The organism is Paragemmobacter ruber (genome assembly GCF_009908315.1).
Lineage (GTDB): Bacteria > Pseudomonadota > Alphaproteobacteria > Rhodobacterales > Rhodobacteraceae > Paragemmobacter > Paragemmobacter ruber.
Window position 1 is genome coordinate 1,654,756 of record NZ_JAAATW010000001.1, and the last position, 12,905, is coordinate 1,667,660.

The 12,905-nt window shown below is 67.8% G+C and carries 14 protein-coding genes; 8 read left to right on the forward strand and 6 right to left on the reverse strand.

Annotated elements, in window-relative coordinates:
• Positions 1-104: 104 nt before the first annotated feature.
• Together phnF and GU920_RS08125 are read left to right on the forward strand one after the other, a co-directional pair.
• Positions 105-824 carry a phosphonate metabolism transcriptional regulator PhnF gene (gene phnF, locus GU920_RS08120; RefSeq protein ID WP_161766407.1) on the forward strand — a complete coding sequence of 240 codons (720 nt, stop codon included), beginning with the start codon at positions 105-107 and terminating at the stop codon, positions 822-824.
• Positions 825-878: 54 nt separating this feature from the next.
• Positions 879-2,063, forward strand: coding sequence for an alpha-D-ribose 1-methylphosphonate 5-triphosphate diphosphatase (locus tag GU920_RS08125; protein ID WP_161766408.1), 1,185 nt, complete (start codon positions 879-881; stop codon positions 2,061-2,063).
• Between the two features lie 2 nt (positions 2,064-2,065).
• On the opposite strand, the gene GU920_RS08130 is transcribed toward GU920_RS08125, so the two are convergent.
• The gene (locus GU920_RS08130; protein ID WP_161766409.1) at positions 2,066-3,133 is read right to left on the reverse strand and encodes a DmpA family aminopeptidase; all 1,068 of its coding nucleotides are present in this window, start codon (positions 3,131-3,133) and stop codon (positions 2,066-2,068) included.
• Positions 3,134-3,286: 153 nt separating this feature from the next.
• On the opposite strand from GU920_RS08130, the gene GU920_RS08135 reads away from it, so the two are divergent.
• Both GU920_RS08135 and GU920_RS08140 read left to right on the forward strand, forming a co-directional pair.
• Positions 3,287-5,053 (forward strand): sigma-54-dependent Fis family transcriptional regulator, encoded by a 1,767-nt coding sequence (locus tag GU920_RS08135; RefSeq protein WP_161766410.1) that lies wholly within the window; start codon positions 3,287-3,289, stop codon positions 5,051-5,053.
• Positions 5,054-5,190: 137 nt separating this feature from the next.
• Positions 5,191-6,990, forward strand: a complete 1,800-nt coding sequence (locus tag GU920_RS08140; RefSeq protein WP_161766411.1) for an NAD(P)/FAD-dependent oxidoreductase — start codon at positions 5,191-5,193, stop codon at positions 6,988-6,990.
• Between the two features lie 18 nt (positions 6,991-7,008).
• On the opposite strand, the gene GU920_RS08145 is transcribed toward GU920_RS08140, so the two are convergent.
• The 4 genes from GU920_RS08145 to GU920_RS08160 are packed head-to-tail and all read right to left on the reverse strand — an operon-like array spanning position 7,009 to position 10,165.
• Entirely contained in the window at positions 7,009-7,785 is a 777-nt protein-coding gene (locus GU920_RS08145; protein ID WP_161766580.1) for an ABC transporter permease, read from the reverse strand.
• 1 nt (position 7,786) lies between these two features.
• Positions 7,787-8,503 (reverse strand): ABC transporter permease, encoded by a 717-nt coding sequence (locus GU920_RS08150; protein ID WP_161766412.1) that lies wholly within the window; start codon positions 8,501-8,503, stop codon positions 7,787-7,789.
• A 24-nt stretch (positions 8,504-8,527) separates the two neighbouring features.
• Positions 8,528-9,304, reverse strand: a complete 777-nt coding sequence (locus GU920_RS08155; protein ID WP_161766413.1) for a transporter substrate-binding domain-containing protein — start codon at positions 9,302-9,304, stop codon at positions 8,528-8,530.
• A 48-nt stretch (positions 9,305-9,352) separates the two neighbouring features.
• A complete protein-coding gene (locus GU920_RS08160; protein ID WP_161766414.1) occupies positions 9,353-10,165 on the reverse strand; it encodes an ABC transporter ATP-binding protein in 813 nt (270 codons plus the stop codon).
• 259 nt (positions 10,166-10,424) lie between these two features.
• On the opposite strand from GU920_RS08160, the gene GU920_RS08165 reads away from it, so the two are divergent.
• The 3 genes from GU920_RS08165 (at position 10,425) to GU920_RS08175 (ending at position 11,747) form a co-directional block, all read left to right on the forward strand.
• Complete coding sequence (locus tag GU920_RS08165) at positions 10,425-10,841, forward strand: baeRF12 domain-containing protein (RefSeq protein WP_161766415.1); 417 nt, start codon at positions 10,425-10,427, stop codon at positions 10,839-10,841.
• A 143-nt stretch (positions 10,842-10,984) separates the two neighbouring features.
• Positions 10,985-11,329, forward strand: a complete 345-nt coding sequence (locus GU920_RS08170; protein WP_161766416.1) for an Hpt domain-containing protein — start codon at positions 10,985-10,987, stop codon at positions 11,327-11,329.
• 91 nt (positions 11,330-11,420) lie between these two features.
• Entirely contained in the window at positions 11,421-11,747 is a 327-nt protein-coding gene (locus GU920_RS08175; protein ID WP_161766417.1) for an RcnB family protein, read from the forward strand.
• A gap of 15 nt (positions 11,748-11,762) precedes the next feature.
• On the opposite strand, the gene GU920_RS08180 is transcribed toward GU920_RS08175, so the two are convergent.
• Positions 11,763-12,350, reverse strand: a complete 588-nt coding sequence (locus GU920_RS08180) for a TetR/AcrR family transcriptional regulator (RefSeq protein WP_161766418.1) — start codon at positions 12,348-12,350, stop codon at positions 11,763-11,765.
• A gap of 87 nt (positions 12,351-12,437) precedes the next feature.
• On the opposite strand from GU920_RS08180, the gene GU920_RS08185 reads away from it, so the two are divergent.
• Positions 12,438-12,905: a (2Fe-2S)-binding protein gene (locus GU920_RS08185; protein WP_161766419.1), complete on the forward strand. Its 468-nt coding sequence runs from the start codon at positions 12,438-12,440 to the stop codon at positions 12,903-12,905.

A 12,905-nucleotide genomic window follows, 5' to 3' on the forward strand; every position in this document is an offset into this window, starting at 1 on the left:
TCCGCTTGTCGAGTTGCCTATACAACTATACAACTCTCATACAGCCGATGTCGAGACGTCGGTGCGAAGCTTTGATGAAACTTCAATGACAAAAGGGGGTTGGAATGGCCCGATCCGCGATCTGGCGTGAAATCGCCGCAACCCTGCGGGCCGAGATCGCGCGCGGCCACGTCCCGCCCGGTGGCCGCCTGCCGACCGAGGCCGACCTCGCCGCCCGCTTCGGCGTGAACCGCCATACCGTGCGCCATGCGCTGGCCGATCTCGCCGCCGAAGGGCTGGTCCATTCGCGGCGCGGGGCAGGGGTCTTTGTCACCGGGCGCGCGGCGGATTATCCGCTCGGCCGTCGCGTCCGCTTTCATCAGGCCGTGACCGCCGCCGGGATGACACCCTCCCGCCGCCTGACCCGCACCGAAACCCGCCCCGCGGACAAGGTGGAAGCCGGGCATCTGGCGATTGGCGAAGGCGAGGCGGTCCATGTGTTCGAAGGCGTCTCGCTGGCCGATGGCCACCCGATCGCGATGTTCCGCTCGGTCTTTCCCGCCGCCCGCCTGCCCGATCTGCCCCGCCGCATGGCCGAGACGAACTCTGTCACCGCCGCGCTCGCCGCCTGCGGGGTGGCCGATTACACCCGCGCCTCCACCCGCCTCACCGCCAAGACCGCCAAGCCGATGCTGGCGCTTGCCCTCCAGATCAAGGAAGGCGCGCCGGTCCTGCGCTCCGTCGCGATCAACGTGGATCCCGCCGGGGTGCCGCTGGAATACGGCATCACCTGGTTTGCAGGCGATCGCGTCACCTTGACCGTGGGACCTGTGGAAATGTCATAAGCCCGTTGCAGGCCGCGTTTATCCACAGCAAAAACCAGATCGTGAGAGCAGCCCATGCCCCCCTTCCTGCCCCCCTTGCGCCTGACCGGCGCGGATGTCCTGTCCGGTGACGGCTTTGCCAGCCGCCCGGTCGGCATCGCGAACGGGCAGATCGTCGAGGCCGGCGCCACGGCGGATGTGGATCTGTCGGGCTACTGGCTTCTGCCGGGCATCATCGACCTGCACGGCGACGGCTTCGAACGCCAGATCTTCCCCCGCCCCTCTGCCCCCTTTCCCATCGCGCAGGGCCTTGCCTCCACCGCGCGCGAGGCGGCGTCGCATGGCGTGACCACCGCCTTCCTCGCCCAAAGCTGGAGCTGGGAAGGCGGCTTCCGCGGCCCCGATCAGGCCGAGGCGCTGATGGCCGCCGTGCAGGCGTTCCGCTCCACCGCCCCGGTCGACCTGCGCGTGCAGATCCGCGCCGAAACCCATCTGGTCGAGGCCGTCCCCCGCCTCATCGCCGCGGTCGAGCAGTTCCGTGTGGGCTATGTCGTGTTTAACGATCATCTCGAAGAAGGCTTCCAGATGCATCGCCGCAATCCCGATGGCTTCGGTCACTGGGCGCGCAAGGCCGGTCTGACCGAGGTGCAGTTGCTTACAAGGATGGAGGCCGCCCGCGCCAAGGCGCGCGACGTGCCGCGCGCGCTCTGCATGATGGCAGGCGCCTTCGACAGGCTCGGCGTGGTCTATGGCAGCCACGATGACCCCGATGCCGAAACGCGCGAGGTCTACCGCATGATCGGCGCCCGCGTGTCCGAATTTCCCACCACCCGCCGCGCCGCCGCCGCCGCCCGTGCGGCGGGCGATCCTGTCATCATGGGCGCACCCAATGTGGTGCGCGGCGGATCGCAGGCGGGCAACATCGCCGCCGTGGAACTGATCCGCGACGGGCTCTGCGATGCGCTGGTGTCGGATTACCACATCCCCGCGCTGCCGCTGGCCGTCTGGGCGCTGGTCGATCAGGGCATCCTGCCCTTGGCGCAGGCATGGCGGCTGGTGTCCGAAGGCCCGGCGCAGGTGCTGGGGCTGGTGGATCGCGGCACGCTGCAGAACGGCCTGCGCGCCGATCTCGTCGCGGTCAACCGCGACACCCGCGCCGTGGAACTGGTCATCTCCGGTGGCCGCATGGCGCATCTGTCGGGCGAAGCCGCCGTCCGCTTCTGCGCCGTCGCAGGCAGCGCCCGCATGGCCGCCGAGTAACGCTAACCCGCGAAGAGGCGCCGCAAACGCCCCGTGTCGATGGCGCGGACCACATGGCCCTCGGGCTTCACCGTCGCCACATCCTCGCCCGCCACCAGCGCATTGACCACGGCTTCCTCCACCGCCTCCACCCCCGCCAGATAGACCGGGTCCATCCCTTCCCCGTTCACCTCGCGCCGCGTCAGGATTGCGGGGGCGTGCTGCGGCATCGGCCCTGGGTCCGCCACCGACAGGGCAAGGAAAATGTCCCCCGAACTGTTCCCCCCCGGCGTGCCACCCCGCCCGATCCCCAGCGCCGCCCGCTTCGCCATCTGCCGCAGATGCAGCGCCGACAGCGGCGCATCCGTCGCCAGCACCACGATGATCGACCCGTCCTCGCGGTCCTTCAGCCCATCCTCGGGGAACATCTCCCCCACCGGGCGGCCAAGGATCCGCAGCCATGGCCGCAGCCCGTGATTGGCCTGCACCAGCGCACCCACGGTGAACGCCTCTCCCCCCACCTCCACCAGACGTGACGCCGTTCCCGTCCCGCCCTTGAACTCATAGCAGATCATCCCGTTCCCGCCGCCCGTGGACCCCTCCGCCACCGGCCCGCCCGCCGCCGCGCGCAAGGCCGCCAGCGCATGATCCGGCGTCACATGCAGGGCGTTGATGTCGTTCAACACCCCGTCATAGGTTTCCGCCACCACCGGCATGGCCCAGGCGTGATCTTCCGCGAAATAGCGGTCATAGGTCTCGATCATCCAGCGCACCGCGCCGTGATGCACCGCGCCCACGCCATGGGTGTTGGTGATGCAGACCGGCCCGATGAAATAGCCCGCATCGTCGATCCAATGCGTCCCCGTCATCTCGCCGTTGCCGTTCAACGCGTAATGCCCCGCCCAGACCGGCACCGGCATGCCTGCGTCCGCACGCGGCAGGATCGCCGTCACGCCCGTGCGCATCTTCCGTGCCGGATCGGTCAGCGTGCAGAACCCCACCCGCAGCCCCGGCACATCGGTGATCGCGTTCCACCGCCCCGGCCGCCCCGGAAAGGGCAGCCCCAGATCGCGCGCGCGGGGTTTCGTCATCGGGCCTCACCTGTGCTGAACGCTCGCCCCAGTCATCGCCCATCCCGCGCCCGGCGCAAAGCCGCAAATTCCGCCCCCTGCCACCAAGGTCGTGTTGAGCGCTTGGCCACACAGGCGCAGGATACCCCCACAGCCAGACCTGGGGAGAGGCCTGTGCGCGACCGCGATCATGTCCGGGAAATCGACCATGTCCTGAACGGCCGCCCGTCCGAACGCGACGGCGTGGTCGCCCAGTCGTGGCGCCGCTGCGTCAATGATTACGGGCTCGATCCCACTCGCCCCAGCCCCCCGCATATCGTCACCGAAAGCCGCCTGCGCGAACATCGCGAACAATCCGAACGCCTCATCGCCATCGCCCGCAGCGGGCTCGAGGCGCTGTTCCGCCAGATCGCCGGTCAGAAATATGTCCTCCTTCTGGCCGATGCCAAAGGCGTGACCGTGGATTACTTCGGTGATCCGAAATTCGAAGATGAACTGCGCCGCGCGGGCCTCTATCTCGGCTCCGACTGGTCGGAACAGCTTGCCGGCACCTGCGGCGTGGGGTCCTGCCTCGTGACGCAACAGGCCATCACCATCCACCAGACCGATCATTTCGACCTGACGCACACGCCGCTCTCCTGCACCGCCGCCCCGATCTTCGATACCTCGGGCAACCTTACGGCGGTGCTCGACATCTCGCTTCTTCGCTCGCCCCAGCCCAAGATCAGCCAGAGCCTTGCGCTGAACCTCGTCACCGCCAGCGCGCGGCGGGTGGAAATGGCCAACCTCATGGCGATGAACCGCGGCGACTGGGTGCTGCGCTTCTCCACCAGCCCCGAATTTCTGGATGTCGATCCCGAAGCCGCCGTCGCGCTGGATGGATCCGGCCGCATCATCGGCATGACGCATGGCGCCGAAACCGTTCTGGCCCAGCAGGGCACGGGCGCCGTGCTGGGCGAACGGATCGACCGCTTCTTCGACCTGTCGGTGGACAACCTGCCCGATCTGATGCGCGGCCGCCCGACCGAGGATCGCCTCATCACCCTGCGCGACGGGCAGGGGATGTTCGGCCATGCCATCGCCCCGCAATCCGAACGCCTCTCCCTTCCCGTGGCGCGCGGCGGGCCAACCTCGGCGTTCCAGAGCATCGGCGGCAGTGATCCCGCGATCCAGCGGCTGGTGGCCGAAGCCGCCCGCCTTGCCCCCACCTCGATCCCGGTGCTTGTCACCGGCGAAACCGGCACGGGCAAGGAACGGCTGATCCGCGCCATTCATGCCAGCCAGCCGGGCAACCGCCCCTTCGTTGCCCTCACCGCCGCGACCCCGCCCGAAGACTGGCCCGCGCTGGCCGAGGCCGCCCAGACCGGCACCCTGTTCCTCGACGCGCCCGAAGACCTGCCCCCCGCCAGCCAGTCGCATCTGTTGCGCCTCGTGGCGGGCCTCGATACCCTGCCCACCCGCCGCCGCCCCCGCTTGATGACCGCCACCGCCGCCGACCTGCCCGCGCTGGTGCGCGAGGGGGCGTTCCGGCCCGATCTGTTCTTCCGGCTGGCGGCGGCCCGGCTGTCCCTGCCGCCGCTGCGCCTGCGGCAGGATTTCGACTGGCTGCTGGATCGCATGATGCGCCAGTTCAGCCACCTGCGCCCCGACAGCCTGCGCCTCTCGCCCGCCGCGCGGGCGGAACTGCAATCGCGCGACTGGCCCGGCAACCTGCGCGAACTGGCCAATACGCTGGAGGTGGCGGTCGCCCTTGCCGAAGGCGCGGTCATCGACCTGCCCGATCTGCCCCCCGCCCCGCTTGCGCCCGTGGAACGGCCCGACACCCTTGCCGATGTGCTGGCCGCCTGCGGCGGCAACATGGCGCTGGCCGCGCGGCGGATGGGGGTCAACCGCTCCACCATCCTGCGCCGCGCCCGGCGCGACGGGCTCCTGCCCAACTAGGCCGTTGCACGCGCCGTTGCGTCCGCAACGCCCGCGCCGGGAAACTGCACCGCCCCCCGCATCCCCCGCAGGAACAGGATGACAGCATCCCCCAATCCGCGCCCCCTTATGGGCAGAGGAGCGAAAGGGAGGACAAAATGCTCGATTCATCCGCGACCACCGAGGTGCAGGCCGCTCTCGATACTTTCGGCGCGGCGCTGGAACGCGGCGACATCGCCGCCGCCACCGCCTGCTTTCAGGACGATTGCTATTGGCGCGATCTGGTGACCTTCACCTGGAACATCCACACCAGCGAAGGCAAGGACCAGATCGCCGCCATGCTGGGCGCGCAACTGGCCGCAACCCAACCGTCCAACTGGCGCATTGCCGACGGCGAAACCGCCAGCGAAGACGGCGGCATCTCCACCGCATGGATCACTTTTGAGACCGCCGTCGCGCGCGGCTATGGCCTGATCCGCCTGAAGGATGGCCTGATCTGGACCTTGCTCACCACCATGGTGGAACTCAAGGGGCATGAAGAACCCAAGGGCTTCGCCCGCCCGCTGGGCGCCAAGCACGGCGCTGACAAGCACCGCCCCACCTGGAAAGAGGAACGCGAGGCCGAGGCGCGGGATCTGGGCTACACCACCCAACCCTATGTCGTCATCATCGGTGGCGGGCAGGGCGGCATCGCGCTGGGCGCACGCCTGCGGCAACTGGGCGTTCCCGCGATCATCGTGGAGAAGAACGAAAAGCCCGGCGACAGCTGGCGCAACCGCTACAAATCGCTCTGCCTGCATGACCCGGTCTGGTATGACCACCTGCCCTACATCAAATTCCCGGAAAACTGGCCCGTCTTCGCACCGAAGGACAAGGTCGGCGACTGGCTAGAGATGTATACGAAGGTGATGGAACTGAACTACTGGTCCCGCACCACCTGCAAATCCGCCAAATATGACGAGGTGACAAAGGAATGGACCGTGGTGGTGGACCGCGACGGTCAGGAAGTCGTGCTGCGGCCCAAACAGCTTGTCCTCGCCACTGGCATGTCGGCCAAGCCGAACCTGCCCAGCTACAAGGGGATGGAGACGTTCCGGGGCGATCAGCACCATTCGTCGCAACATCCCGGCCCCGATGCCTATCGCGGCAAACGCGCGGTGGTGATCGGATCGAACAACTCCGCCCACGACATCTGCGCCGCGCTTTGGGAAAACGATGTCGATGTCACGATGGTGCAGCGCTCTTCCACCCATATCGTGCGGTCCGAACCGCTGATGGAATATGGGCTGGGCGCGCTCTACTCCGAACAGGCGGTCCGCTCCGGGATGACCACCGAAAAGGCCGACCTGATCTTCGCCTCGCTGCCCTACAAGATCCTGCACGAATTCCAGATCCCCATCTATGACAAGATCAAGGAGGTGGATGCCGAATTCTATGCCGGCCTCGAAAAGGCAGGGTTCTGGCTCGATTGGGGGGCCGATGGATCGGGCCTCTTCATGAAATACCTCCGCCGCGGGTCGGGCTATTACATCGACGTGGGCGCCAGCCAGCTCATCATCGACGGCAAGATCAAGCTCGCCCATGGCAATGTGGCCGAGGTGGTCCCCGATGGCGTGGTGCTGGAGGACGGCACCCACCTGCCCGCCGATGTGATCGTCTACGCCACCGGCTACGGCTCCATGAACGGCTGGGCGGCTGACCTGATCGGCAAGGACGTGGCCGACAAGGTCGGCAAATGCTGGGGCCTCGGGTCCGACACGCCCAAGGATCCGGGTCCCTGGGTGGGCGAACAGCGCAACATGTGGAAACCGACGAAGCAAGAGGCGCTGTGGTTCCACGGCGGCAACCTGCACCAGTCGCGCCACTATTCGCAATTCCTGTCGCTGCAACTGAAAGCGCGGATGGAAGGCATCGACACCCCGGTCTACGGCATCCCCGAAACCTACCATCTGGGGTAAAAGGCGGCCGCCCCGGCCTCAACCGGGGCGGCGCACCTGCGGCCCGCGCGTCTCGATCTGCCGGAACAGCAGCACGATCGCCCCCGCCAGCAGCATGTAGACCAGCGCCAGCAGCAAAAGCGGCTCGTAAACGATGAACGTATCCTGCCGCACCCGGCTCGCCACGGCATAGATCTCCACCACCGTGATCGTCGCCACCAACGGCGTCGCCTTCATCTGCAACACCGTCTCGCCCCCCAGCGTGGGCAGCACCGCGCGCACCGCCTGCGGCAGCCAGATGCGCCACAGGATCAGGTGCCGCGGCATCCCCATGGCGCGGGCCGCCTCCAACTGCCCGCGCGGCACGGATTTGAACGCCCCGCGCATCACCTCGCCCTCATAGCCCGCAAAGGACAGCGTCAGCGCCAGCAGCGCATAGGGCCATGCCTGCCGCAGGATCGGCCACAGGTCGCTCTGCCGGATCCACGGAAACTGCGGAAACAGCGACCCCAGCCCGTAATAAAAAAGCCAGATCTGCAGCAGCAGCGGCGTCCCCCGGATGACCGTGCAGAACACCCGTGCGGGTGCCGCCAGATACCAGGGCCCCGCTGCCTGCGCCAAACCCAAAGGCACCGCCAGCGCCATCCCCAGCACCGATGACAGGACCAGCAGCCAGATCGTCCGCCAGATGCCCTCGGCCATCATCGGCGCGTATTTCGGCAACCAGTCCCAGCGCATCGTCGTCGCGCACCAGATCACCAGCCCCAGCCCGATCAGGCCCAGCGCTATCCGATGCGGTTGCAACCACGCCCGCATCTCAGCCCCCCGCATTGCGCGGCTCACCGCGCCGCGCCCAGGCTTCGATCCGGGCAAAGACCCAGCCCGACAGCAGCGTGAGGATCAGATAGATCACCCCCGCCGCGATGAAGAAGGTAAAGAACGCCTTTGTCGATGCCGCCGCCTGCCGCGTGGCAAAGGTCAACTCGCCAAAGCCCACCACCGCCAGCAGCGCGGTGTCCTTGGTGGCAATCAGCCACAGGTTGGAAAGCCCCGGCATCGCCAGCCCCAGCATGGCCGGAAAGATGATCCGCCGCGCCATCAACAGGGGCGGCATCCCCATCGCGCGCGCGGCCTCCACCTGCCCCGGCGGCACCGCCAGCAGTGCGCCCCGCAACACCTCGGTCGCATAGGCGCCCTGCACCACGCCAAGAACGGTGATCCCCGCTGCAACCCCGGAAATCTGGATCCGCTCATGGCCGAAGGCGATCAGCACCTGATTCACCAGATCCGTCACCCCGAAATACAAGATCAGGATCAGGATCAGCTCCGGCACGGCGCGCACGATCGTCGTATACATCGCCAGCAGGTCGCGCGTGACAGGCCCGCCATGGATCTTGCCCCATGCGCCAAGGCCACCCAGCACCAGACCCAGCGAAAACGCCCCCACCGCGATCAGCAGCGAATTCCACAGCCCGGCAAGCAGCGTCGCCCCCCATCCGGGGGGCGAGAGGGCCAGAAGGTCCAGCGGTCCCATCCCGCCCTCTCCCCGAACTCAGCCTCAGTTCCCGTAGATGCTCGACGCGAAATAGCCCGCCGTGATCTTGTCATAGGTGCCATCGGCCAGCACGGCGGCGATCCCCTTGTTGAAGGCCGCCTTCAGATCTTCCTCGCCCTTGCGCAGGCCCACACCCACGCCAAGGCCCAGAATCGCCGGATCATCCGCCACGGCACCCTTCACCTCGCAGCAGGCCGCCCCTTCCGGCGTGGCAAGGAAGGCATCCAGCGCGATGCTGTCGGCCTGAATGGCGTCGATGCGGCCCGCGACCAGATCCTGATTGGCCTCGTCCTGCGTCTGGTAGGTCTTCACCTCGGCGGCGGTGGGGGCAAAGTACTTCTCGACATAGGCCTGATGCACGGTCGACACCTGCACCCCCACGATCTTGCCCGCCAGCCCCTCGGGCGTCGGCGCCATCTCCACACCCTTGGCACCCACCACGACCGTGGGCGTGTTGTAGTACTTGTCGGAAAAGTCGATGGTCTGCATCCGCTCTTCGGTGATCGACATCGACGCCATGATCGCGTCGATCTGCCCCGCCGTCAGCGACGGGATGATCCCGTCCCAGGCCACCGGCACGATCTCGCAGGTCAGCTCGGCCGCAGCGCAGATCGCGCCGATCATCTCCACCTCCCAGCCGACCCATGCGCCGCTCGCATCCTGGCTGGCAAAGGGCGGATAGGCCTCGGCGGCGATCCCCACCTTCACGGCCGTCTGGGCCTGCGCCGCCCCCGCCATAAGGCCCAGCGTCAGCGCCATCGCGGTCATCGTTCTTTTCATCGTCGGTCTCCCTGTTGGTTTCTTCTTCTTCCCCGTCCGGCCCGCCGCTTACCCGACAGACCGGAGGAATTGCTGCAGGCGCGGCGATTGCGGCGCCCCGAAAAGCCGCTCGGGCGGTCCCTGTTCCTCCACCAGCCCATCGGCAAGGAACACGACATGGCTCGCCACCTCGCGCGCGAATTTCATCTCATGCGTGACAAGGATCATCGTCCGCCCCTCGGCGGCCAAGGCCCGGATCACCGCCAGCACCTCACCCACCAGTTCCGGGTCCAGCGCCGATGTGGGCTCATCGAACAGCATGGCCTTGGGCTCCATGCACAAGGCCCGCGCGATCGCCGCGCGCTGCTGCTGCCCGCCCGACATGAAGGCCGGATAGGCCCCGGCCTTCTCGGCCAGCCCCACCCGCGCCAAAAGCGCCATCGCCCGTTCCACCGCTTCGGCCTTGGGAACCCCCATCACATGCACCGGCACCTCGATCAGGTTTTCCAGCACCGTCTTGTGCGTCCAAAGGTTGAAACTCTGGAACACCATCCCCAGACTGCGGCGGATGCGTTCGATCTGCTTGCGGTCGGCGCAGGTGCCATCGGCGCGCTGCCGCACTTCCTCGCCCGCGATCACCACGCGCCCAGCGCTGGGCGTCTCAAGAAAGTTGATGCAGCGCAGCATCGTGGATTTGCCCGAACCCGACCCGCCGATCACCGCGATCACATCGCCCTCATGCGCGGTCAGATCGACACCTTTCAGCACATGATGCGGGCCAAAGGATTTGTGCAGCCCCTCGACCCGGATCGCCTCACGCGCCGCGCCGGGGGCGGTCGCCGATGCCGTCTGCGGTCCTGTCTCAGCGGCGGGTGCAGCCAAATCTGCGCTCCTGTACGGTTGTGGAACAATTTAGACGGGGCGTCGGCCCGTCTGGCAAGCAAAATCGCGCGACCAGTCCCCGCTTCGCCCCCGTCCCGCATCCCCCCGTTGAACTCTGCGTGATCGGGTGCCGCGTTCCGCGCCGTTCCGCGCGATTTCCCGCCCTAAGGTGACGCTGCGGCAGGCTGCCGCACTTCCGCCGGGCGCGGGGCTTGCCACCTCAGGGGCAGAGAAAAAACAACCGCAGGAAGGTATCGCCATGACAAAACTCCACCGGGGAACCTGGATCGTCGCCGCCTGCCACGAAGGCGCGCTGATCCTCGAAAACGCAGGCGCCGCACAGGAACCAGACCTGCGCCTGATCGACCGGCTGGAGGCCCCCGCCGCCCATCCCCTGCCCACGGGACAGGCCCACCCCGAGGTGACGGATCGCGCCAGCCTCGCCCTGTCGGCCTTTGCCGCCCGCGTCGTGGGCCGCCTCGCGCGCGAGGTGGCGCGCGGCAATGCCCGCCACCTCGTCCTCGCCGCGGCACCGCCGCTCCTGACCGCGATCCGTGATCGGATGGACGATGACCTGCGCGCCCGGCTGATGCTCACCCTGCCGCAGACGCTGACCCGCCACCCGGTCCCCCGCATCGCAGCCGAGGTGCAGACCGCGCTGTCGCGCGCCGCCTGACACCCACACCTTCGGACGGGCGGATTCGCGCTCATTGGCGCCAAAATCCCCCGTTTCCTCCCTTTGCCTGTCCGCACCAGCCTAAAGGACAGGTTCCCGCCGCCGTAATCTCAGCTAGAACGCGCCTGTGGCTGGAGGCGCGCATGGTGCTCAACGCAGAGGTCATCGAAGAGGTCCGCGAAACGCTGGGTGATGCCACCCTGCGCAGTTTTCTCGCGCGCATGTTGGCCGAGGTCGAGGAAACCCGCTTCCAACTGCTGTCCCTGCTTTCTTCGGCGGATTACGCGACCCTCGCCGCAACCTCGCACCGCGCCTCGGGATCAGCGGCGTCGGTCGGCGCCGTGGGCCTGCACGCCGCACTGAAAGAGATCGAGAATACCGCCCGCGGCCCCGCGGCCCCGACGGCGCTGCCGGATCTCATCTCCGGCCTCTCCGCGCGCATCGCCGAAACCCGGCTGGCGCTGATCTCGCTCATCGGCCCGCTCTGACCGCACCCCCCCGGGTGGAAATCCGCTCAAGCCCCTCGCGCACCCGGCCTTGCGCCTTGCCCATCGCCGCACAAGGCGGCACCTGTGCCCCATGACCCAGCAACGCCTGCCCCTCCTTGCCCTCTCCCTCGCCGCGCTCGCGGCCATGGCCACGCCGCTCCCGGCGCAGGCGGGGCCGCAGAACTGCCCGCCCGGTCTTGCCAAGAAGGCCGTGCCTTGCGTGCCGCCCGGGCAGGCCAAGAAGTGGCAGGTTGGCAACCGCATCCCCGGTGGCGTCCCGTGGTACGAGGTGCGCGACTGGGACCGTTACGATCTGCCCGCGCCCCCCGATGGCAGCCGCTATGTGCTGATCGACAACGATCTGCTCCGCGTGGCCATCGCCACCGGCATCATCCTCGAATATCTCGGCCGCTATTAGGCCGCGACTGGCCCGCTACTGGGCCAGCGCCCGCGCGAACAGCGCGGCCAGCCGCGCCTGCCCCGCGCGATAGTCGGGCATGGACCGCGCGCTGGTCTTCAACCCCTTCACCGCCGCGATGATCGCCTGCGCCACCTCCGGCCCGCTGCCCAGCCCCGGCGGCACCCCCCGCCGTGCCAGCCACGCGCCCAGCGTCTCCACCATCCGCGCCTCGCCCGCCGCCGCCAGATCGCCCGTCACGGCGAAACCCACATCCATCAGCTCTTCGCCATGCGGGGTGGACAGCACCGCCTCCATGAACTTGCCATCCTTGGCGACAAAGGCCGCCAGCAGCGCCTGCTCCAGCGTCTGCCCCGGCACCTCCAGCGCCGCCGTCATGTCGCGCAGCGCCTCTTCGAAATACCGCACCGCCAGCGACCGGAAGATATCCTCCTTGTTGCGGTAATGCAGATAAAGCGCCGTCCGCGACATCCCCGCCCCCCGCGCGATGTCATCCATCGAGGTGCGGCGATAGCCATAGCTGGAAAAGGCATGAAAGGCCGCGTCAAGGATCGCATCCTGTCGGTCCACGGGGGCAGGGCTGGGCGGCAAGTTCACGGCCATGCCGACACCCTGACAATTTTCCCCCAGATTGTCAATTGACAGTATGACATTTCACGCTCAATATGTCAGAAAGAAATGGAGGCACGCATGCCCACGACCCTCACCGTGAATGGCCGCACTGAAACGCTCGACCTGCCGCCCGACATTCCGCTGCTCTGGGCGCTGCGCGACGGGCTCAACCTCACCGGCACCAAATTCGGCTGCGGCGTCGCCGCCTGCGGGGCCTGCACCGTGCATGTCGATGGGCAGGCCGTCCGCTCCTGCCAGACCGCGCTGGGCGATGTCGCCGGCGCCAGCGTCACCACCATCGAAGGCTTGGGCAACCCCGCCGCCCTGCACGCCGTGCAGGCCGCGTGGGCCGCGGCACAGGTCGCTCAATGCGGCTATTGCCAGTCGGGCCAGATCATGCAGGCCGCCGCCCTGCTGGCCGAAAACCCCACCCCCACGGATGCCCAGATCGACGAGGCGATGTCGGGCAACCTCTGCCGCTGCGGCACCTACCCCCGCATCCGCGCCGCCGTGCAGGATGCCGCCACCCGCCTGAAGGAGGCCTGA

Excerpts from the sequence above, each read along its gene's own strand:
- phnF (WP_161766407.1), top strand. The coding sequence starts at position 105 with ATGGCCCGATCCGCGATCTGGCGTGAAATCGCCGCAACCCTGCGGGCC.
- GU920_RS08125 (WP_161766408.1), top strand. The coding sequence starts at position 879 with ATGCCCCCCTTCCTGCCCCCCTTGCGCCTGACCGGCGCGGATGTCCTG.
- GU920_RS08130 (WP_161766409.1), bottom strand. The coding sequence starts at position 3,133 with ATGACGAAACCCCGCGCGCGCGATCTGGGGCTGCCCTTTCCGGGGCGG.
- GU920_RS08140 (WP_161766411.1), top strand. The coding sequence starts at position 5,191 with ATGCTCGATTCATCCGCGACCACCGAGGTGCAGGCCGCTCTCGATACT.
- GU920_RS08145 (WP_161766580.1), bottom strand. The coding sequence starts at position 7,785 with ATGCGGGCGTGGTTGCAACCGCATCGGATAGCGCTGGGCCTGATCGGG.
- GU920_RS08150 (WP_161766412.1), bottom strand. The coding sequence starts at position 8,503 with ATGGGACCGCTGGACCTTCTGGCCCTCTCGCCCCCCGGATGGGGGGCG.
- GU920_RS08155 (WP_161766413.1), bottom strand. The coding sequence starts at position 9,304 with ATGAAAAGAACGATGACCGCGATGGCGCTGACGCTGGGCCTTATGGCG.
- GU920_RS08165 (WP_161766415.1), top strand. The coding sequence starts at position 10,425 with ATGACAAAACTCCACCGGGGAACCTGGATCGTCGCCGCCTGCCACGAA.
- GU920_RS08170 (WP_161766416.1), top strand. The coding sequence starts at position 10,985 with ATGGTGCTCAACGCAGAGGTCATCGAAGAGGTCCGCGAAACGCTGGGT.
- GU920_RS08175 (WP_161766417.1), top strand. The coding sequence starts at position 11,421 with ATGACCCAGCAACGCCTGCCCCTCCTTGCCCTCTCCCTCGCCGCGCTC.
- GU920_RS08180 (WP_161766418.1), bottom strand. The coding sequence starts at position 12,350 with ATGGCCGTGAACTTGCCGCCCAGCCCTGCCCCCGTGGACCGACAGGAT.
- GU920_RS08185 (WP_161766419.1), top strand. The coding sequence starts at position 12,438 with ATGCCCACGACCCTCACCGTGAATGGCCGCACTGAAACGCTCGACCTG.